This is a genomic window from Dongia sp. (genome assembly GCF_041918875.1).
In the GTDB taxonomy this organism is placed as follows: Bacteria; Pseudomonadota; Alphaproteobacteria; order Dongiales; family Dongiaceae; genus Dongia.
The window spans coordinates 70,133-90,742 of the sequence record NZ_JAYRUV010000011.1 but is presented as its reverse complement, the minus strand read 5'-3'; the positions used below and the strand labels follow the sequence as shown (position 1 = coordinate 90,742).

At 63.4% G+C, this 20,610-nt stretch carries 15 protein-coding genes; 5 read left to right on the top strand and 10 right to left on the bottom strand.

From position 1 onward, the window contains the following. Position 1 precedes the first annotated feature (1 nt). From ACE3TY_RS13140 to ACE3TY_RS13115, 6 genes are all read right to left on the bottom strand, one after another. Positions 2-934, bottom strand: a complete 933-nt coding sequence (locus ACE3TY_RS13140) for a 3-keto-5-aminohexanoate cleavage protein (protein WP_374653617.1) — start codon at positions 932-934, stop codon at positions 2-4. 15 nt (positions 935-949) lie between these two features. Next, positions 950-1,897 carry a 3-hydroxyacyl-CoA dehydrogenase gene (locus ACE3TY_RS13135; RefSeq protein WP_374653615.1) on the bottom strand — a complete coding sequence of 316 codons (948 nt, stop codon included), beginning with the start codon at positions 1,895-1,897 and terminating at the stop codon, positions 950-952. Positions 1,898-1,909: 12 nt separating this feature from the next. Further along, positions 1,910-2,710 carry an SDR family oxidoreductase gene (locus ACE3TY_RS13130; RefSeq protein ID WP_374653613.1) on the bottom strand — a complete coding sequence of 267 codons (801 nt, stop codon included), beginning with the start codon at positions 2,708-2,710 and terminating at the stop codon, positions 1,910-1,912. A 10-nt stretch (positions 2,711-2,720) separates the two neighbouring features. Then, positions 2,721-4,766 (bottom strand): hypothetical protein, encoded by a 2,046-nt coding sequence (locus ACE3TY_RS13125; protein ID WP_374653611.1) that lies wholly within the window; start codon positions 4,764-4,766, stop codon positions 2,721-2,723. A gap of 11 nt (positions 4,767-4,777) precedes the next feature. Beyond that, positions 4,778-6,310: a sugar ABC transporter ATP-binding protein gene (locus ACE3TY_RS13120; protein ID WP_374653609.1), complete on the bottom strand. Its 1,533-nt coding sequence runs from the start codon at positions 6,308-6,310 to the stop codon at positions 4,778-4,780. An 86-nt stretch (positions 6,311-6,396) separates the two neighbouring features. Then, positions 6,397-7,527, bottom strand: coding sequence for a sugar ABC transporter substrate-binding protein (locus ACE3TY_RS13115; RefSeq protein ID WP_374653607.1), 1,131 nt, complete (start codon positions 7,525-7,527; stop codon positions 6,397-6,399). A gap of 188 nt (positions 7,528-7,715) precedes the next feature. On the opposite strand from ACE3TY_RS13115, the gene ACE3TY_RS13110 reads away from it, so the two are divergent. Both ACE3TY_RS13110 and ACE3TY_RS13105 read left to right on the top strand, forming a co-directional pair. Then, on the top strand, positions 7,716-8,414 hold the full coding sequence (locus tag ACE3TY_RS13110) for a GntR family transcriptional regulator (RefSeq protein WP_374653605.1): 699 nt from the start codon (positions 7,716-7,718) through the stop codon (positions 8,412-8,414). Between the two features lie 102 nt (positions 8,415-8,516). Then, positions 8,517-9,272, top strand: a complete 756-nt coding sequence (locus ACE3TY_RS13105; RefSeq protein ID WP_374653603.1) for a DUF1194 domain-containing protein — start codon at positions 8,517-8,519, stop codon at positions 9,270-9,272. Between the two features lie 50 nt (positions 9,273-9,322). On the opposite strand, the gene ACE3TY_RS13100 is transcribed toward ACE3TY_RS13105, so the two are convergent. Next, positions 9,323-10,162, bottom strand: a complete 840-nt coding sequence (locus ACE3TY_RS13100; RefSeq protein WP_374653601.1) for an SDR family oxidoreductase — start codon at positions 10,160-10,162, stop codon at positions 9,323-9,325. Between the two features lie 404 nt (positions 10,163-10,566). Between ACE3TY_RS13100 and ACE3TY_RS13095 the strand changes: the two genes are divergently transcribed. The 3 genes from ACE3TY_RS13095 (at position 10,567) to ACE3TY_RS13085 (ending at position 17,423) form a co-directional block, all read left to right on the top strand. Then, positions 10,567-12,306 carry an autotransporter assembly complex family protein gene (locus tag ACE3TY_RS13095; protein ID WP_374653599.1) on the top strand — a complete coding sequence of 580 codons (1,740 nt, stop codon included), beginning with the start codon at positions 10,567-10,569 and terminating at the stop codon, positions 12,304-12,306. After that, entirely contained in the window at positions 12,306-16,628 is a 4,323-nt protein-coding gene (locus ACE3TY_RS13090) for a translocation/assembly module TamB domain-containing protein (RefSeq protein ID WP_374653597.1), read from the top strand. Before ACE3TY_RS13095 ends, ACE3TY_RS13090 begins: the two co-directional genes overlap by 1 nt. An 87-nt stretch (positions 16,629-16,715) precedes the next feature. Then, positions 16,716-17,423: a fumarylacetoacetate hydrolase family protein gene (locus tag ACE3TY_RS13085; protein WP_374653595.1), complete on the top strand. Its 708-nt coding sequence runs from the start codon at positions 16,716-16,718 to the stop codon at positions 17,421-17,423. Between the two features lie 43 nt (positions 17,424-17,466). Here ACE3TY_RS13085 and ACE3TY_RS13080 read toward each other — a convergent pair whose 3' ends face one another. Genes ACE3TY_RS13080 through ACE3TY_RS13070 form a run of 3 tightly spaced genes read right to left on the bottom strand, consistent with a single transcriptional unit; the run spans position 17,467 to position 20,543 of the window. Then, complete coding sequence (locus tag ACE3TY_RS13080; RefSeq protein WP_374653593.1) at positions 17,467-18,957, bottom strand: tripartite tricarboxylate transporter permease; 1,491 nt, start codon at positions 18,955-18,957, stop codon at positions 17,467-17,469. A 13-nt stretch (positions 18,958-18,970) separates the two neighbouring features. Continuing rightward, positions 18,971-19,537, bottom strand: coding sequence for a tripartite tricarboxylate transporter TctB family protein (locus ACE3TY_RS13075; RefSeq protein ID WP_374653591.1), 567 nt, complete (start codon positions 19,535-19,537; stop codon positions 18,971-18,973). Between the two features lie 28 nt (positions 19,538-19,565). After that, positions 19,566-20,543: a Bug family tripartite tricarboxylate transporter substrate binding protein gene (locus ACE3TY_RS13070; protein WP_374653589.1), complete on the bottom strand. Its 978-nt coding sequence runs from the start codon at positions 20,541-20,543 to the stop codon at positions 19,566-19,568. Positions 20,544-20,610 lie beyond the last annotated feature (67 nt).

The following is a 20,610-nucleotide window of genomic DNA, read 5'->3' as shown; positions in this document are numbered from 1 at the left end:
CCTAGAATGCGACCTTGTCGGCGCCTTTGAGACCGAGGATCGAGCGCGCTTCATCCGGCGTGGCGATTTCCAGTCCCAGACCTTCGATCAGCTTGCGCGCGGTCGTCACCTGCTCGGCGTTCGACTGGGCAAGCCTGCCCGGCCCGCCCCAGAGCGAATCCTCCAGCCCCACGCGCACATTGCCGCCCATGGCGATGGACATGGCGGCAATCGGCATCTGATTGCGCCCGGCGCCCAGGACGGACCAGTGATACTGGTCGCCGAACAGCCGGTCGGCGGTCCGCTTCATATGCATGACATCCTCCGGATGCGGACCGATCCCGCCCAGGATGCCGAAGACCGTCTGCACGAAGAGTGGCGGCTTGACCAGGCCGCGCTCCAGGAAATGATGCAGGTTGTAGAGATGGCCGACATCGTAGCATTCGAACTCGAAGCGAATGCCCGTTTCGTTGAGCGTCCTCAGCGCGTATTCGATATCCTTGAATGTGTTGCGGAAAATGAGATCGCGCGAGTTTTCGAGCGCCTCCCGCTCCCATTCGTGCTTGAAATCCTTGAAGCGGTTCAGCATCGGATAGAGGCCGAAATTCATCGAGCCCATGTTGAGCGAGGCTACTTCCGGCTTGAAGGTGACCGAAGGCATGATGCGCTCCTCGATCTTCATCCACGGCGCGCCGCCGGAGGTGAGGTTCACCACGCAGTTCGAGCGCTGCTTGATGATTTTGAGGAACGGTTCGAAAGCCCGAGGCGTCTGGTCGGGCCGGCCGGTCGCGGGATCGCGCGCGTGCAGATGCACGATGGCGGCACCCGCTTCGGCCGCGCCGATCGCGGCATTGGCGATCTCCGCCGCCGTCACCGGCAGATAGGGTGACATCGAGGGGGTATGAATGGCACCCGTAACGGCGCAGGTGATGATGACTTTTCGCTTCTGGGCCATGATGAAATACCGTCCTCAGGAGCCGATCTTGCGAGCGGCATTGCGTTTATGGGCTATGAGCGCCATCAGGCGGCGGTCGCGCCAGACCTGGCGGCTCGCCAATTGGTCGGCCGGCAGCTTCGCGCGGCGCTCCTGCTCGATCTGGCCGATGACGGGCCCGGCCCAATCGACCCGGCGCCGCATCGACGGGAACAGGCGCTCATAAATCCGCTGGTAGCGCGTCACATAATCGCGCACGCCGGCCGGCGCATTGAGGTCGATCGTCTCGAACGGCCCCATGAAGGACCAGCGCAGGGCGAGGCCATCGCGGATGCCGACATCGATATCCTCGACCGTGGCATAGCCATCGGCGACGAGGCGGAAGGCTTCTTCCAGCAGCGCGCCCTGCATGCGGTTCATGACAAAGCCATCGAGTTCGCGCTTCATGACGATGGGCGCCTGTCCGGTTTCCGTCATCAGGGAACGCGTGCGCTCAACGACGGCCGGGTCGGTCCAGGGTGCCGGCACGATCTCGGCAGCGGGGATCAGATAGGGCGGGTTGATCGGATGCACGACAAGGCAGCGCGCCCGGCCTGGCAGATCCGCGGTAAAGCTGGATGGCAGCAATGCCGAGGTCGAACTGGCAAGCACGGTCCCGGGGGCTGCAACCCGGTCCAGCTCGGCAAATACCTGCCGCTTGGTCGCCAGATCCTCCGGTGTGCTCTCCTGAACATGCACGGCGCCATCGAGTGCCACCGGCAATGTTGCCGCCGGCCGCAGCCTCGTCATCACGTCGGCGACACTCTGCCCGTCGAGCAGACCCTCTTCGGCCAAAGCGGGCAGGGCTTCGGCGGCGAACTGCATGGCCTTCCCGACGGCTCCGTCCTGCCCATCGAAAAGCCGCACCTCATGGCCGGCCTTGGCGAAAGAGAGGGCCCATGCGCGCCCGATCAGACCGGCACCGACAATCGCGATGTGCGGCATCGCAAGGCCCTCCTAGAGCGTCTCGACATTGCCATCGACGCCGATCGACTGGCCCGACAGATTCTCGCCCATCGGCGAAAGCAGGAACACGACCATGGCCGCCACGTCATGCGGCGTCACCATGCGGCGGAGCGACACCCGGGCGAGATATTCCATTTCCATTTCGGTATAGGAAAGCCCCAGCTGCTCGGCGCGGGCGCGGATGACGCCTTCCATGCGCGGCCCCTCGACGATACCCGGCAGGATGGCGTTGACGCGGATATTGCTCGGCCCCAGCTCCTTGGCGAGGCTCTGCGTAAAGCCGATGACGCCGAATTTCGCCGCCGAATAAGGTGTGCGGTAGGCATAGCCATGCCGGCCGGCGGCGGAGGACATGTTGACGATGGCGCCGCCGCCGGCTTCCTTGAGCATCGGCACGCCGAAATGGCTGCAGAGAAACTGACCGGTGAGGCCGACATCGATGCAGCGGCGCCATTCGGCGACGGCAATCTCCTCGACGCCACCGGTCGGACCGGCAATGCCGGCATTGTTGATGAGGGCGTCAAGCCCGCCCAGATGCGCCTTGGCTTCGCCAAGGACACGCGCCACCTGGGCCTCGTCCGAAACGTCCGCCAGGCTGGCGCCCTGTGTCGGATATCGGCGTTTGAAATCGTCGATCGCCGGCTGCGCCACATCGCAGACGAAGACCTTGGCGCCATGGACGATCAACATGTCGGCGATGGCCCGGCCGATGCCGGCCGCCCCTGCCGAGATGAAGACGCGCAGGCCCGGCTTGATACCTTGAATGACCGCTGTTCCGACCGGTGTCGGCATGTTGGCACTCCTAATTGTTTCTTTCGCGCAGGGCGATTACGGCCGCCAGGACGACCAAACCGAAGATAATGATACGGGTGGCGTAGGGCAAAGTGGTGCCGGCCAACAGGGTCTGCAGAGCCGTCAGCAGCAGGACACCGCCGACCATGCCGATATAGGTACCGCGTCCGCCGGTAATCAGCGTTCCGCCGACCACGACCACGGCGATGGACGGCAGCAGATAATCGTCACCCATGCCAAGACTCGCCTGGCCGGAGAAGCCGGTCAGCATGCAGCCGACCAGTGCCGCGCAGAATCCGGACACCATGTAGACCAGAAGGATCGTCCGGCCGACATTGATCCCCGAAAGCGCCGACACGCGCTCGCCATTCCCCAGCGCATAGATGCGGCGGCCGAAGGCCGTGTAGCGGTGCAGCACCACGGCCGCGGCGACAAAGGCCAGAATGAAGACGACCACCGGCGTGACAATGGCGCCTTGCGACGTCATGAACCAGCGCATCAGCGGGGCCGAGAAGCCGGCGGGCGTGCCTTGCGAATAGAGCAGCGCCAAGCCTTGCAGGATGCCATTCATCGCCAAGGTCATGACGATGGGCGAGATACCCAGCATGGCAATGCCGATGCCGTTGAGGAGGCCGACGACACAGCCGATCGCCAGCACCAGTGGCAGGGCATATAGCATGGGCTGGTCCTGGCCGTTCACGATGCCTGCCAGCAGTATGCCGCAAAGCGCGATCGTCCACGGAACGGACAGGTCAAGCCCGCCGGTCAGGATGACCGTTCCCTGGCCGAGAGCGAGGACGAGCAGGAAGGAGGACAGAACCAGCAGCGAATTGTAATAGCCGCCATGGAACAATGCCCGGCCCAGGACAAGTTCGGTGGCCAGGACGACGATGACAAAGCAGACATAGGCCGGCAGCGCGTAACGGATTGTCTCGGCATGCCTTGTCAGGAATGAGGGCGTCGGAACGGCACGCGGCTTGGCGCCGGTACCCGGCAGGACCAGGCTCTGCGTCGGCCGCCGCCCCTGGCCGGGCAGCATGCCAAGGCGCCTTGCCCGGAGCCGCGCCAATGTCTGGCGCAGCCAGAAGGCGGCCGGCGAGGAACGCGTCACGGCGCCGGCGAGGACGGCAAGAATCAGAATGGCGCCTTCCACAATCGTGGAATAGTAAGCCGAGACATTCAGCACCAATAGGATATTGACGACGATCATCAGGATATAGGCACCGACGATCGAGCCGACGCAGCCGCCGCGCCCGCCGCCCAGCCGCGTGCCGCCAACGACGACGGCGCCAAAAACCTGCAGCAGCATGGAATTACCGACCAACGGATCACCCGCCCCGGTCTGCGCCGAAATGAAGACGCCGGCAAAGCCATAACAGCCGCCGGCCAGCACATAGACCAGGAACTGAACCCAGCGCACGCGGATGCCCTGCGCCCTGGCTGAATCGATGTCGCTGCCGATCGCGTAGACGGATGTGCCAAAGCGCGTGTTCTTGAGCCAGAGCCACAGCAGGATGACCATGCCGAGGACGATGATCGGCATCGGCAGGATGTCGGGGATGGCATCCTGCGCCAATGCGGCACTGAGGCCGGCCGGAATCATGCCGCCAGGCTTGTCCAGCACAAGAAGGGTCAGGCCCTGCGTGATGAACATCGTGGCCAGCGTCACCACGATCGGCTGCAGGCGAAAATAGGCAATGAAGAAGCCGTTGAAAGCACCCGTCGCCATGCCGATGCCGATGCCGATCAATGACCAGAGCAATATACCTTCGGGTGTATCCGGCATGTTGGTGGCGAGCACGACATTGACCAGCGAAATGACGGCGCCGGCCGATAGGTCGAAGCCGCCGGTCAGGATGACAAGGGTCTGCCCCGCCGCCGCCGCCGCCAGGGTGGCACCGCCCGACGACATGAAGCTGAACTCGAAATAGCTCATCGGGCCAGGGCTCATGAGGTCGTTGAGGAGCAACAGGGCGATGAAGACGAGCAGCGCCACGATGAGTCCGCGGAACCGACCCAGGCGGAGCGTGCGACGTGGAGCTTGTGCGATTGTCATGCCGGCCATGGTCATGCAGCTTGCCCGTTCGTCGCACCGCCCAGGGCGGCGCGCACGATATTGTCTTCGGTCAGTTCCCCAGCCAGAATCTCCTGGGCGATACGACCCCGGTAGAGGACCATGACCCGGTCGGCGAGATGCACCAGTTCGGGAATCTCGGTGGAATAAAGGAGGATGGCGCCGCCCGCCTCGGCATATTCGCGCATCAGCCGGTAGAGTTCGTGCTTGGTGCCGACATCGATACCGCGCGTGGGATCGTAGAGCAGCAGCACGCGGCTTTGCGCCAGCAGCCATTTGGCGATGGCGATCTTCTGCTGGTTGCCGCCCGAAAAGGCGCTGGCCTTGGTCCACAGCGCCCGGTCGGCTACCTCCACGCGCTGGAAGACGGCCGCGACAGCCTCCTTCTCGCGCTGCGTATCGATGAAGCCGAAGCGCGTGAACCGGTCGATGACCGGGAGCGAGGCGTTCTCCGTGCCGGTCAGTTTCAGAAACAGAGCTTCGGTCTTGCGGTCTTCCGGGACCAGACTGATGCCGATATCGGCGCGCACCGCATCGGCCGGAGAAGAGATGACCACCGGCTCGCCGTCGACGAAAATCTGGCCCGCCGTCACTTCGATCATGCCGAAGCAGGCGGCGAAGAGGTCGAGCTGACCCATGCCTTGGAGGCCGGCCACGCCGAGGATCTCGCCTTTCTTCAGCGAGAAACTGGCATCGCGGAGCTTGCCGCTGGTGGCGAGTCTTTCGACCCGGAGAACTTCCGGGCCGGATTCATGCGTCCGGGCAGGTCGTTCCGGAAAAGCCTGACCGATCGAGCGGCCGACGATCATCCGGATGACTTCCTCATCGTCGAACGAGGCGACCGCGCCGCTGGCGATGTGCTGGCCATTGCGCAGGACCGACAGCGTATCGCAGAAATCGCGCACTTCCTTGAGGCGGTGCGAGATGAAGATGGTGGTAACGCCGGCCGCCTTCTGCTGTGCGATGATATCGCCCAGCCAGTCGACGTCCCTGCCCGTCAACGACGAGGTCGGTTCATCGAGCAGAAGAATCTTGGGCTTCCGGTAGATGGCGCGGGCGATTTCGATCTTCTGCTTTATGGCGAGGTCGAGGTTGACGATTTCCTCGCGCAGATCGATATGACCGAGGTTGAGCGCCGCGAAATGCGCGCGGACGGATTCTTCCGCTGCGCGGCGGCGGATGATGCCCAGCGGATTTACCGGTGCGTATGGCATCAGCACCGATTCCACGACTGTGAGATCGCGGATCAATGTCATTTCCTGAAACGCGGTCTGGATTCCATGGGCATGCGCCGCGCGGGGCGAGCTGAGATTGGCGCCGGCGCCAAAGATGCGGAACTGGCCCGTGTCCGGCGACATCAGTCCGCTCAGCAGCTTGACGATGGTTGATTTCCCGGCACCGTTCTCGCCGAGCAGGGCATGAACGCGGCCTGCCTCCACGCGGAACGAAACGTCACCGACCGCCACGGTGGGCCCGAATGCCTTGCGGATGCGATCCGCCTCGATCGCGGGAATGCTGTCATTCATGAAGCTGTGCCGGTCTTGGATTCATCTGGTGGCTTGAAAAAAATGCCGGGCGGCGGGTGACCGCCCGGCAGTCATCGCGAGACAGCTCAGAGTTCGGGCTGTCCTACCAGGGCCGCTTGGAAGCCGACTTCGGGGGTTTGCTCGGAGAAGATCGAGGCGAACCAGCCCGGATTGGGAACCAGGGCCGGCGGGAACGCGTTGCAGCCTGCCTTCATTTCGTCCCAGGAGCCGGTTTCGCAATATTTGATGGTCTCGTTGGTCACCACCGGCAGCGGCAGCACGATCTTGTGTTCGACATCCTTGCCTTCGAGCTTCTGCACGGCGAGTTTCAACGCCAGCGCGCCTGAGTAAGGCGGCGAGGCGTAGGAGATGCGCGGGGCGCCCAGCGGTGCATAGGGCGGCTCGCCGCCTTCGACCGCCGTTCCGGCCGGCAGCATCTGGATACGGCCGCCATTCGAGCCTTCGCCCGCGCAGGGGAGAAGTGCTTCGGCCTTCTTGCCGGCCTCAAGCTGCATCGCATTGGCCGTGAAGCAGCCGACCTGCATCCACAGACCGTCGATATCGTCCCAGCCGCGCGTCGCGAGGATTTTGGAAAGTTCCGTGCGCGCATTCGCCTGGCTCCACATGCCGACCGCTTCGGCGACGATCTTGATGTCGGGATGCTTGGCGAAGACTTCCTTGGCGGCCTTCGTGCGCAAAGTATCGACCGAGGTGCCGGGGACGCCGGTGACGGCCACGATATTGCCCTTGCCGTTAAGCTTCTCGACCAGCCATTCGGCGGTGACGCGCCCGGCCTCCTCCTGGTCGATCGAGATGTTGTAGGCGCAGGGCTCGGTGATTTCGGCATCATAGGCAAAGACCAGAACGCCCTTGTCGCAGGCATTCTTGACTGCGGCGTTCAGGGCGGTGGGCGAGATCGGGAAGATCACGATGGCCTGGGCGCCGGCCTGGACCATGGCATTGATCTGCTGGATCTGGCGCTGGGCATTGGGCCCGGCCACCTGGACCTGCAGATCGACCTTGCCGGCCATGGAGGAATGAGCGGCCATGGCTTTCACCATGTTCGCGGCTTCCGCCTGCCAATCATTGCCGATAAAGCTCATCGACAGAAATATCTTAAATTTATCAGCAGCATGCGCCGTCCCGCCCAGCATCAGGACGGACGCGCCAAGCGCGAAGGCAGACAGCAGCCTCAGCGCACCTCGGATGGGTGTCATGGTGTTCTCTCCCGTATCGCGGCTGCTTTTCTCAAGCCCCCTGACGAGGCCGGATTGACCGATCCGCAGCCACAAGGGATCGGGCAATGTTTCTTTTGATCATTTGATCATAAATCAGATATCATTGAACTTGCAAGGCCAGATCGCGCCTTGACGTGCCAACCGCCGCCCGATAGCCCCTTCTCAAGATGACAGCGCCCAGCCAGACGAGTCGCCCGCGCCGCAAGACCAGCACCCTGCCGCCCATGCAGGTTGCGCGCGTGACGCTGCCCGACGAGATTTATCGCCAGCTGAAATCGATGATCCTCGATGGCGGCCTGATCCCGGGCGAGCTTGTCACCATCCAGGGCCTCGCCAACGCCTTCGGCGTCAGCGCCATGCCGGTGCGCGAAGCGCTGCAGCGCCTGACCGCCGAACGAGCGCTCACGGTCATTTCGGGACGGTCGGTCGGCATTCCCGAGGTCGATTCAGGACGCCTGCGCGATCTCACAAGGGTGCGCGTCGAAATCGAAAGCCTGGCGGCGCAGTGGGCGACCCCCCATGTCACCGCGGCCGATCTCGCCAAGCTCGAACTGCTTGTGGAGACGATGGCCAGGGCCGCGAATGACGGCGACACACCGGCCTATGTGCGCGGCAATCACGAATTTCACTTCACCGTCTATGGCGCCGCCGGATCCGAAACCCTGCTCAGCACCATCGAGGGGCTCTGGCTGCAGGTGAGCCCATATTTCCACCTGCTGCACGGTTCCGGCAACTATCTCGCCGCCAACGAGGAGCACAGGCTTATCCTCCAGGCCATTCGCGGCGGGAACGCCGATGGCTGCGCCGCTCATGTCCGCGCCGATATACTGAGCGCCACGGACGTGCTGTTGAAGCTACTCAGCTAGGCCGCCGCAGATTGGTCACGCGACCGCGATGGCCGATCCGCCCATACTGTTCCAATCCACCAGGTCAGATCACGGCGGGCCAGATCACGGCAGGAGAATGCGATGGGATTTGTCGGACAGATCATTCGCGGCGCCGCCCTCCTTGCCTTATGCGGTGGTCTTGCGCGGGATGCATCCGCGCAGGCGGAAAGCTTGCCGCCAGTCGACCTCGCCCTGGTCCTGGTCGTGGATGCTTCGGGCAGCATCGATCCGGCGGAATTCCAGCTGCAGAAAGAAGGCATCGCCGCCGCCATCCTCGACGAGGAGGTCTTGCGCGCCATTCGCAGTGGCCGGCACGACCGCCTGGCGATCGCCCTGGTCGAATGGGGCAGCCCAGGCGGGGCCGCGATCGTGGTCGACTGGATGACGGTCGGCGACCGCGCCGGCGCGGCGGCATTCTCTGCCGCGATCCTGAGCGCGCCGCGCTCCACGCAGAGCTACAATGCGCTGGGCGATGCCATGCATCTAGCGATCGGGCTGATCGGCGATTGCCCTTGCGCACCGACGCGCCGCGTCATCGATATATCCGGCGACAATCCCGACAATCGCAGCCACGTGCCATCGCCCGCCGCGCGCGACATGGCGGTGGCGGCCGGCATCACGGTCAACGCGCTGGCCATCTTGAATGACGGGCGGATGGGCAGCGGAGGGCAGCCGTTCCTGGTTGAAGTCTATGAACGCGACGTGATCGGCGGCTTCGGCGCTTTCGTCATGACGGCGGATACGCGGGCCGATTTCGCGCGCGCCTTGCGCCAGAAGATGATCCTCGAAATTGCACAGACCGTAGCCGGCCCTTCCGATGAAGCGCTTCTCGACTAGATGCAAGGGATTGGGGGGCGGCAGGCCCTCTCGGGGTCTTTTATGGCCCGCTATTTCCTCGGCTTCAGGGCCTGCCAATCGGCCTGCGACATCATGCTGCCGACAAAATTGAACTGCCCTGCCCCCTGAAGCCATTCGCCGCCATCGATGGTCACGACTTCGCCATTGATATAGGCGGCCTCCTCCGCCATCAGGAAACTGGCAAGATTGGCAAGCTCCTCATGACGGCCGGCGCGCTTCAGCGGGTTCTTGGCCTCGAAAGCGGCGGCGAGTTCGGGTTTTGGCACCAGACGCTCCCAGGCACCGGCTGTCGGGAAAGGGCCCGGCGCGATGGCATTCAGTCGAACACCCCGCCCACCCCATTCGACCGCCAGCGAGCGAATCATGGCGAGCACCCCGGCCTTGGCCATCGCGGAAGGCACGACATAGGCCGAACCGGTCCACGCATAGGTCGTGATGATCGACAGCACGCTGGCGCGGCGGCCGGCTGCAAGCCAGCGTCTGCCGCAACCGATTGTCATATAGGCTGAACCATGCAGCACGATGCCGAGAACCGCATCGATCGCGCGCGGGCTCAGCGTCTCGCTCTGGGCGATGAAATTGCCGGCGGCATTGTTGACGAGCCCGTCGAGCGGCCCTTCGGTCCAGGCCCAGTCGAGCAATGCGTCCACCTGCGCTGCGTCGCGTATATCGCAGGCCTTGAAACTGACCCTGCCGCCGGTGTCGCGCTGCAATTCCTCCGCGGCCTCGGCCAGAACCTGCTCGCGCCGGCCGCAGATGACGAGTTCCGCGCCGAGCGACAAATACCGCCGGCCGATGGACAGGCCTATCCCCGTGCCGCCTCCGGTAATGAGAATCCGCTTGCCGGCTAACAAATCATCCCTGAACACACCCCACCTCATTTCCTCATAACGCCCATCCTGCGGGCCGGGCCCGCCTCTTCTACTCCAAGACCGAGCGGGGAGCCAAATGGCCGGCGGGCGGCCTTTTTGCGGCCCGATCCGGTGCCTTCGTGTCACTATCCCACCCCCGGCGGTCCCGGATGGCTCATCATTGATCATTTCCCAGGAGATGCGAGCGACCTTCGGGTCTATGCTTTCCCAGGCTGCCATGGACGGCAGCGGAACCCGGAACGCCCGCTCGCGTTTCGGCTGAGCGGCAGTTCCCGAATTCCTTCCAGCGTTCCCGATATTCGAAAGTGACGTACTTGCGGTGGCCGTCGTATCGATGGGTAGCTGTTTTCCCGCTGGGCGCGCTGATATGCGCCGCCCAGACGCATGCGCTTGAATATCGGGTGGCGCCGCTCATATCGGACGATCCCGTCCTCAAAGAAGCCGTGCTCGCCAGTTCGACCCTGGTGGAGCTTGAGGAATCGCCCCCCGATACGCTCTTCGGCCTCACGCGGCGCGCCGAAGAGGATATTCCGCGCATCGAAAAGGCCCTGCGGTCGGCGGGCTATTATGACGGGACCGTCGTCATTCTGGTCGATGGACAAGACGTGGCCGCCGATGCCGGCGCGGCGGAGAAAGAAGAGCCGGCGGACAAGCGGCACTCCGTCGATATCCTGGTAACGCCCGGAAAGCTCTTCGCAGTGCAATCCGTCGCCGTCGAGATAACGGCGCATATCGCGCAACCCTTGACAGCGGCACTGCGGAAAAATGAACCGGCACGGGCGGCGGCGATTCTGGCCGAGCGCGAGCGCCTGCTGAACGCAACGCTCGACCAGGGATATCCTTTTGCCAAGGTGACATTGCGGCCCGCCACGATCGATCATGCGACCAAGACGGTTTCTGTCACCTATGTGGTGGAGCCCGGCCCGATCGCCACCATGGGCGCCGTGAACGTCACCGGACTCGATCGGATCGACCCCGCCTTCATGCGGCAGCGCGCGCAATTTCCGCCAGGCAAACTCTATCAACCCAGTGAAATCAATGCCCTGCGAGACGATCTGCGCTCGCTCGATGTGTTCGATGCCGTCAAGGTGACACCCGCCGAGCAACTGGCGCCAGATGGCAGCCTGCCGGTCGATGTGCTGGTGGCGGAGCGCAAACGTCACTTCATCGGCCTCGGCGCCAATTACGCGACCGACAGGGGTGCCGGCCTCAAGGCCTATTGGGGCGACCGGAACCTGTTCGGCGGTGCCGAGAGACTGCGCCTCGACGCCGAGATTTCCGGCTTCGGCGAGAACAGTCTATCTGATACCGATTACAATCTCTCCGCCGCCTTTCGAAAACCTGACTATCTCATGCGCGATCAGGATCTGGTGGCGGGACTGGTTCTTGCCGACACGCATGACGAAGACACTTTCGACAAGCAATCGGCAACGGCTACTGCCGGTATCGAACGCCGCATCGACGAAACCATGTCCTGGGGAGCCGGCCTGGAAGCGGAACGCTCGCGCATCACCGAGGACGGCGCGAGCGACGACTTCCTCCTGTTCGGTCCGACCTTGTCCTTCAAGCGCGACACCACTGCCGATCTCCTCAATCCCGTCTCCGGATCGCGCCTCGTCCTATCCACCTTCGCCTTTCCGGAATTCCTCGGCTCCAGCCAGGATGTGATCGGGACGAATGCCGATTTCAGCACCTATTTCGATCTCAGCGGCGACGGCAATCTGGTGCTGGCCGGCCGCGTTGCCGGCGCCAGCGTGTTCGGCGGCGAGACCGAAGACCTGCCGGCCGACCGGCGGCTCTATGCCGGCGGCGGTGGGTCGGTACGCGGTTACGAATTCCGCTCGATCAGCCCGCTCGATGAAGATGACGATCCCGCTGGTGGACGCAGTTCACTCATCGCCAGCCTTGAACTGCGCTATCGCTTTCTTGACGATTACGGAATCGTGCCATTCTTCGACGCCGGTACGGTCTCGGACGAAGTCTTTCCCAGCTTCGATGAAGACATTCAATATGCGGCGGGCGTCGGGCTTCGCTACTACACGGCAATTGGACCGATCCGCGCCGATTTTGCCGTGCCGCTCAATCCGCGCGGCAGCGATGATGCCTTCCAATTCTATATCAGCATCGGGCAGGCCTTCTGATGCGCCGCCTTCTCAAATATGGCGGCGTGGTGCTGGCGGCCCTGCTGCTGTTGCTGGCGGGCCTGTTCGCCTTTCTGCAGACGCCAAGCGGCCGCCATCTGCTGCTGGCGCAGCTGCAGGCGGCGACGGAAGATGGACCGATCATCCTGCAGGCCGGCAGTATCGGCGGAACGATACCGTTCGACATGACGGTCGAAGATATCGCCTTGTCGGATGCCAAGGGGATCTGGCTCACGATCGATCGCGCGACGCTCGATTGGTCCCCGGCGAGTTTGCTGGCACGCCGGCTGGAGATTGCGAAGCTTCACCTGGGCAATGTGGACATGCGGCGGGCGCCGGAGAAGCCCACGGATGAGACCGTCGTGGATGATGAATCGGCCGGCCCGACATTGCCGTCCTTGCCGATCGGCATTGCCGTGCAATCCCTCGCTGTCAACCGGCTGAGGCTTGACGCGCCTGTTCTCGGCGAGGCCGCAGCCTTCACCGTGGAGGCAAGCGCCACCTTGGGCGATGTGGACGACGGGCTTGGCGCAAAGTTCGCCTTGCGGCGCCTGGATGACGGGGACGATCGCATAGACGCCGACATCGCCTACCGGCCCGGCGCGGATGCCTTGAAGCTGGTCCTGGCGGTACGTGAACCGCGCGGCGGGTTGCTGGCACGCGCGCTCGGGCTTACCGGAGCACCGGATCTGCAGATCGACGCCAACGGCGACGGCCCGCTTTCATCCTGGCAGGGCAATGTTGCGGCGACGCTCGACCGGGCAAAGCTGCTCGACCTGGCACTTCAGGTCAAAGGGGACCGACGCAAACGCAATATCGCTTTCACGCTCGACGCCGATCCGCGCCCGCTGCTGGCGGAGCATGTGCGGATGCTGCTGAGCGGCGGCATCAAGGCCGAAGGCGAGATCATGTTCGACGAACCGGCCGGCCTCCTGCATGTGGGCGCGTTCAAGGCGGAGGCCGCATCTGTCAGCCTGTCGGCCAACGGTTCCGTCGGGCTGGACGCGCCGGGCAGGCTCAGCTTCAACATCCATGCCGGCGATTCGACACCCTATGCCGACTTCCTGCCTGGGGTCGGCTGGCGGCAGGCCGAGTTGCAGGGCGAGATGCATGGCGAAATCGCCGCGCCGCGGGTGGCGGCGACCGGCACCGTCGCAGATCTTGCCGTAGGCGGACAGCGGATCGGTTTCACCGATATCAGCCTCATGCTCGACCCGCAGGGGAGCCTGGCCGCCGGGATCGACTTCGACACCTTCATCAGTGCCGGAGATATCGCTTTGGACAACCCCGCCTGGCGGCCGCTCCTTGCCGACGGTGCCAGGCTTGGCGCGCAGGGCCGCTTCGATCTTACCGGCAAGGCAGACATCCAGAATATCGATCTTCGTACCGGGCCGCTCACTCTGTTCGGCACTGTCCGGACCGAAGGCTGGGGCGTCCAGTCCCTTCGTGCGGAAATCGACGCCAAGCTCACCGACCTCGGCAGATGGATGGGTTCTGCTCAGCCGGGCATCAAGGGCGATCTCGGCCTTTCCATGCGCGCCGACAGGGATGCGGAGGGAACGCGGGTCGATCTCTCGGGCGCCGGCAAAGGCCTGTTCCTGGGAATCGCAGCCATCGACGGGTTGCTAGGCGCAAATCCCACCCTTTCCATCCATGCCACGCAAGACGCAGCTGGAAGCATAACGCTTTCGGAAGCCGCGATCGAAGGCCGTAGCGCCAGCCTGACGGCGTCGGGCAGAGCCGAGGAAAGCCAGCTCGACATGATTCTCCAGGCGGTACTCCACGATCTCTCGGCCCTCGATCCGGCGGTGACAGGTGCCGCCGCGCTGCGGGCAAAGATCAGCGGCACGCAGGCGGCACCGCGGATTGCCGCCGCTCTCACCTCCGGCGAAATTGTCTTTGGCAAGTATGCGGCGCGGGCAGTGGCATTCGATTTCGATGGGCGGGACCTGCTCACCGCACCACGGGTAGATGTCGCCGGCAAGGCGACGGTCGATGGCCTGCCATTCCGCCTTTCCGCGAAAGCAAGCCGGCAGCCGCAGACCGGGCTCATCGCCATCCGCGGCGCCAGACTGGATTTCGGCCGCAACACCCTCGGCGGCGAGGCCGATGTGGCCGGTGGATTGGTTGCCGGCAATCTGGTGCTCGATATGCCGGTCCTGGCCGAATTGCGGCACCTGACCGGCATTGAGCTTGACGGCGCCATCGCGGCGGATATCGGGGTGTCGCATGCCGGCGGCAAACAGAATGCCGCGTTGAGCATCAAAAGCCGCGATCTCGCCTATGCCGGGGTGGCGAACATGCGCGACGGCGACATCACGGCACAATTGAACGATCTGCTCGGCAAGATGGTCATCGACGGCCGCGCGGATTTGCGTGGCGTCGCAGCAGGCGGTCGACGGCTGGATTCCATCGGGCTGACAGCAAAGGGCGCAGCTGACGGCCTGGCCGTCGCGGGACAGGTGACGGGGCCGGAAATCAGCCTCGATCTCGCTGGAAACCTCGCCAGCGAGGCCGAGACGATGACGGCGGAGCTGTCGAGGTTTGCCGCGACCTATCGCGAGGAAACCGTGACACTGGCAAGGCCGGCGCTTCTGACGCGCCAAGGTGCGACAATGCGCATCGCAGATCTCGATCTGCGCGCGCGCGGCGGGCGAATGATGCTGGATGCGGCGATAAGCCCCGGCGGCAACGATATAAAGCTGATCGTGGCGGAATTTCCGCTGGGCCTCCTTAAACTGGTGGACCCCACCCTTGACGCCGTGGGCACGGTGGACGCGACCTTGGACATGTCCGGGCCGCGCGCAGATCCAGCGGCGCAATTCAGCCTTGCCGGCAAGGAGATGGGATTGCGCGGCCAGCGCGGCTTGGCCGCCGACCTCAATCTCAACGGCAATTGGCGGCGCGCCCGCATCGAGACTGCCGGACGCCTCGACTTTTCGGCCGGCGGCGGACTGGATCTTTCGGCGGCCTTTGGCCTGCCGGCGGACGCAGCCACGGGATTCCCGGCAGTCACGGCCACCGCCGCCCTTCAGGCCGACGCCAAGGGCGTGCTCGATCTGGCCATTCTCGATATCATCCTCGCGGGAACCGCCGACCATGTTTCGGGCAAGGCGGATGTCGCGCTGCAAGCCGATGGAACGCTTGAAAGTCCCAACCTTTCCGGCAGCGTCCGGCTCAGCGATGGGCGCTATGACAATGTGCGCTACGGCATCAGGCTGCGCCGGCTGGCGGCGGAATTGCGCGGCAACGGCCAGCGCGTCGATCTTACCAGTCTATCCGCGGCGACCCCCGGCAGCGGCGGCATCACAGGTAACGGGCGGGTCGGCCTTGGCGGCACGATGCCGGTTGCGGTCACGCTCGGCCTCGACAAGGCGCAGGTGCTCAACATGCCTGATGCCTTCGCTGTGGCCGATGCCACGCTTGCGATCGGTGGCGACCTTGCCCAAAAAGTGACGCTGACCGGCGGCATCAAACTGCTCAAGGCCGAAATCCGTATCCCCGATAATCTGCCGCCCACGGTCCAGGAGATCGAAACGATCGAAGTGAATGTTCCACCGGCCCGCGCGGCGCAGATCGAGGCCGCGAACAAACCCGCGCCGAGAACGCTTGGGATCGCACTCGATATAGCTGTCGCCGTGCCGCAGCAGATGGCCATTCGCGGGCGCGGCCTCGACGCCGAACTGGGCGGCGACCTCAAGATCACGGGAACCGCTGATCAGCCGATTGTCGACGGCGTGATGAAGATGCGGCGTGGCACGCTCGATCTGGTCGGCCGCCGGCTTTCCTTCAGTCGTGGCCAGGTGATCTTCGACGGTGCCCCGCAAATCGACCCGGTTCTCGACTTCACGGCCAATGCGCGCGCCGAAGGCTATGATGTCGCGATCGGCGTCAGCGGGCATGTCAGCCGGGTGCGGATCGGTCTGAGTTCGACGCCGCCCTTGCCAGAGGACGAGATTCTGTCACGCCTGCTGTTCGGCAAGGCGTCGGGATCGCTCTCGGCACTGGAAGCGATTCAGCTCGCCCAGGCGACGGCGGAACTGGCGGGAGTTGGCGGCGGCACAGATCTCCTCGATAGAATCCGCAAGGAGACCGGACTGGATCGCCTCAGCGTGGACGCGGGCGACGGCACGGTCGGACCCAGCCTGGGCGCCGGCCGCTATGTGGGCGAAGGCGTCTATGTCGGCGTCAAACAGGGCGCCGCCGGCAATTCGAGCGCCGCCACGGTCGAGATGGAAGTGACGCCGAATGTGAAAGTCGAAGGCGAGGTCGGCACCAGTTCGACCGGCAAGGCCGGCGTCTATTGGGAGTGGGATTACTAAACTGGAACCAGCGGCACTGGTTTCGCTGCCGGTTGAGGGCATGGCGCTGTTTGAAGTACACATTGAAGATCACGCAGGAGCAAGAGAATGAGCGCGACGAACACCACTGTGAAATATGCTTTCCCGCCGCATGAAATCCCGTCTCTGCCGATCCACAACTCGATCGACGTTTTTCCCGTCCACCGCATCTATTGCGTCGGCCGCAATTATGCCGACCATGCGATCGAGATGGGCCATGACCCCAGCCGCGATGAGCCCTTTTTCTTCCAGAAGAACCCCGACACGCTGGTGCCCTCGGGCGGCGTGTTCCCCTATCCTGAAAGATCCAACGACGTGCATCACGAACTTGAAATGGTGGTCGCGCTGAAATCGGGCGGTAGAAACATTTCCATCGAGAAGGCGCTGGACCATGTTTTCGGCTATGGCGTAGGTCTCGACATGACGCGGCGTGATCTGCAGGGCGAAGCGAAGAAAGCCGGCAGACCATGGGAAATCGGCAAGGCCTTCGAACATGCGGCGCCCTGTTCGGCGCTTGTGCCGGCCAGCGAAATCGGTCACCCGGTCAAAGGCGCGGTGACGCTCTGGGTGAATGGCGTCTTGAAGCAGCAGGGCGATCTGGACCAACTCATCTGGAAAGTGCCGGAGATGATCTCCTACCTGTCCGGCCTTTTCGAACTCAAGGCCGGCGATCTCATCTATACCGGCACGCCGGCCGGCGTCGGCCCGGTTCAGCGCGGCGACGAACTCCTAGGTGTCGTCGAGGGCGTCGGCGAGTTGAAGATCAAAGTGGCATGAAGCCGTAATGGCGACATGATTTCATTTCGAGCCGCTGGATCGCTCAGGCTTCCTTCTTGCGCCAGATGATTTTCTTTACGGGTGGCCAGATCGCCGAGCCGAAGATCATCGCCGCCGACAGAAGCAGCAAAGCGAGCGAGATCTTGTCCTGGACGAAAGTCATCGGATCGTCGCCGGAAACCAGGAGTGCGCGTCGGAAGTTCGACTCAACCATATAGCCGAGCATGAGCCCGAGTACCAATGGCAGCATCGGAAACTTCAGCCGTTTCATGAAATATCCGAAGACGCCGGCCCCAAGAACGACAATGAGGTCGAGCACGCTGTTGTCGATCGAATAAACGCCCGACAGAACAAGGGCATATATCACGGCAAGGCGATAGCGCTTGGGCCGGTTCACCAGCCAGATGCACGGCGTCATGATCAGCAGGCCGATGACAAGCTGGGCGATGTTGGCGACGAACAGCCCGCCATACAACCCGTACATGACCGTCGGATTCTGCTGGAACAGCATCGGCCCGGGCTGCATGCCGTGGACCAGCAATGCACCAAGCAGAACAGCCGTCGAATTGGAGCCTGGAATGCCGAAGGACAGGGTCGGTATCAACGCTGTTCCGGCAACGGTATTGTTGGCGGCTTCCGGTGCTGCAATTCCCTCGATCGATCCCTTGCCGAACTCCTCGGGATGTTTCGACCAGCGGCGTGCCTCATTATAGCTGAGGAAGGAGGCGACGGCACCGCCTCCACCGGGCATGATTCCCTCGAACGTCCCCAAGGCCGAGCCCAGCGAGACCGGGACCCACAGGCGTCGCCAGTCGCGCAGCTTCGGCAGGCGGATACGCGAATCGCGTTCGACATGCTCCTCATCGCGATCGCCGATCTGTTTGAACAATTCGCTGACGGCAAATACACCCATCATGACGAGCACGAAGTGAATGCCGCCAAAAAGTTCGGGGAAGCCGAACGTGAAGCGCGTGACACCCGAAATCGGGTCCGACCCCACCGTGGCGATCATCAAGCCGAGAACGCCCATGATGAGGCCCTTGATCAGCGAGCCCTCCGTGAGGCTTGCGATGACGCTGAGGCTGAGAATGCCGAGCGAAAAGTAAGCGGCCGGGGTGAAGGCAAGGGCCAGTTTGGCGAGGGGCCCGGTCAGCAACACGAGTACGATCACGCCGACGAGGCCGCCGAAGACGCCGGCCATCAGCGAGATTCCGAGCGCTTCGCCACCGCGGCCCTGTTGATGCAGGGCATAACCGTCGATCGTGGTCGCGGCCGCCGCATTCGTGCCGGGCGTATTGATCAGGATGGCCGGAATCGATCCGCCATATTCGGCGCCGACATAGACCGAAGCCAGCATGATGATGGCGGTGGTCGGATCCATCGTGAAGGTGAAGGGCACCAGCAGAGCCATGGCGACCGACGGCGAGATACCGGGCATGGCACCCCCGACAATGCCGTAGGCGACGCCGGCAAAGGCTGCGAAAATGGCCGGCGATCCGAACAGGACGCCAAGCGCGATGTCGAAAGCTTCCATAATCGATTTTCCGCTAAGAAGCAGGTGTGGCTGGGTGCGCGGAAGAAAGCGTCAGTGCCGACTGCGCCTGAGACGGCGCGGCCTGCATGCTGTTCCAGAGGTCCGGCCAGAAGCCTTTCGGTTGGCGGATTTCAAGAACGCCGACGAAAAAGGCCCAGAACAGCACCGCACCGATCACCGCGAACGCAATGACAATCCGGCGCGATGCGCCCCCGACCAGAAGCACCACGGCCGCCAGGAGGTAGGCAATGCCAAGGGCGTAGCCGATCGTTTCGACCAGCGCCACATAGCCGACGCCGATGCACAGCATGCCAAGGGCATATTTATGCCCGCCGATCCCATGGCGAGGCGCCGCCTTTTCCGTACCGTCGCCGGCCTTCGAACGCGGGCCGAGCGCCGATTGCAAAACCAGCAGCAGTGAAAGAATGCCGAGCGCAACGCCCAGCATCTTCGGCAGGGCGTCGGCGCCGATACCGCCCTCCAGAAGACTCTTCGGGATGGTATCCGCGCCCAGCCAATAGACGACGGCAAGGGCGATCAGAACGACGCCGACCACCAAATCGTTCTTCGCGACAGTCACGTCGTTGCCCCGTTCCTCGTTCCGGCCGCTATTCGGCCGTCACGCCGAAATCGGCGTAGAATTTCGCCTGTGCGTCGACGAAGTTCGCGACATAGGCCCGATACTCCTCCTGGCCCATGTAACCGGGGATCAGGTTGAGCGCCTCATATTCGGCCTTGAATTCGGGATCCGCCAGCACCTTCTGAGCCGCCGCCTCGACCAGCTTGATTGTCTCGGCGGGAATGCCCTTCGGACCGGCCAGACCGCGGAACTTGATGATGACCTCCTCGTCGACGCCCAATTCCCTGGCCGTCGGCACTTCGGTCAAAGTCGTCAGGCGCTCGGGCATGTAGACGCCAAGTGGCTTCAGCTCGCCGCCTGCAATCTGGCCGGCAAGTTCGCCGAGTTCACCGATACCCAGGTCGACCGTGCCGTTGAGTACATTGATCAGAAGCCCGGCGCCATCTTCGTGCGGGATGATAGCCGCCTGGGCGCCCGACTTCTTCTTGATCTTCTCAAGGATCTGGCGCTCCAGTGAGCCGGCACTGGCCCCGCCCCATTTCGCCTTGCCTGGATTGGCGACGGCAAAATCGACCGCATCCTTGATCGTCGCGAATGGGCTGTCGGATTTGGTGTAGAAAATTTCCGGGTCGTAGAAGAAGTTAACGACGTAATCGATATCCTTGTAGGTCTTCTCCGGCTTGCTCAGCAGCGATGTCGTGATATGCGTCGGCGTGGTGGCATAGAAGGTCGAGCCGTCGGCCGGCGCAGTGGCGAGATTGGCCATCGCCTTGGCGCCGGAGCCGCCGGCCCAATAATCGACGACAACCTTGGCTCCCAGATATTTCGACAATGGGCGGCTGATCGCGCGAAGGAACAGATCCGACCCAGATCCGGGCTTCGAATGTGTGTAGATGGTAATGGTATCGACCGGATAGGTCGCTTCCTGCGCCCAGGCGGACGCGCCAATCGTGCCGACGATCGACATTGCAAGCGCCGCAACGACGCCCTTCATGATCTGCCCCATTTAGCCCTCCCAAGGCAATTTGTTATTTTTAGTCTTATATAAGATATAAGATCATCAAGGAGGAGTC

Coding starts and splice junctions, on each gene's coding strand:
- ACE3TY_RS13140 (WP_374653617.1), bottom strand. CDS start 934: ATGGCCCAGAAGCGAAAAGTCATCATCACCTGCGCCGTTACGGGTGCC.
- ACE3TY_RS13135 (WP_374653615.1), bottom strand. CDS start 1,897: ATGCCGCACATCGCGATTGTCGGTGCCGGTCTGATCGGGCGCGCATGG.
- ACE3TY_RS13130 (WP_374653613.1), bottom strand. CDS start 2,710: ATGCCGACACCGGTCGGAACAGCGGTCATTCAAGGTATCAAGCCGGGC.
- ACE3TY_RS13125 (WP_374653611.1), bottom strand. CDS start 4,766: ATGACAATCGCACAAGCTCCACGTCGCACGCTCCGCCTGGGTCGGTTC.
- ACE3TY_RS13120 (WP_374653609.1), bottom strand. CDS start 6,310: ATGAATGACAGCATTCCCGCGATCGAGGCGGATCGCATCCGCAAGGCA.
- ACE3TY_RS13115 (WP_374653607.1), bottom strand. CDS start 7,527: ATGACACCCATCCGAGGTGCGCTGAGGCTGCTGTCTGCCTTCGCGCTT.
- ACE3TY_RS13110 (WP_374653605.1), top strand. CDS start 7,716: ATGACAGCGCCCAGCCAGACGAGTCGCCCGCGCCGCAAGACCAGCACC.
- ACE3TY_RS13105 (WP_374653603.1), top strand. CDS start 8,517: ATGGGATTTGTCGGACAGATCATTCGCGGCGCCGCCCTCCTTGCCTTA.
- ACE3TY_RS13090 (WP_374653597.1), top strand. CDS start 12,306: ATGCGCCGCCTTCTCAAATATGGCGGCGTGGTGCTGGCGGCCCTGCTG.
- ACE3TY_RS13085 (WP_374653595.1), top strand. CDS start 16,716: ATGAGCGCGACGAACACCACTGTGAAATATGCTTTCCCGCCGCATGAA.
- ACE3TY_RS13080 (WP_374653593.1), bottom strand. CDS start 18,957: ATGGAAGCTTTCGACATCGCGCTTGGCGTCCTGTTCGGATCGCCGGCC.
- ACE3TY_RS13070 (WP_374653589.1), bottom strand. CDS start 20,543: ATGGGGCAGATCATGAAGGGCGTCGTTGCGGCGCTTGCAATGTCGATC.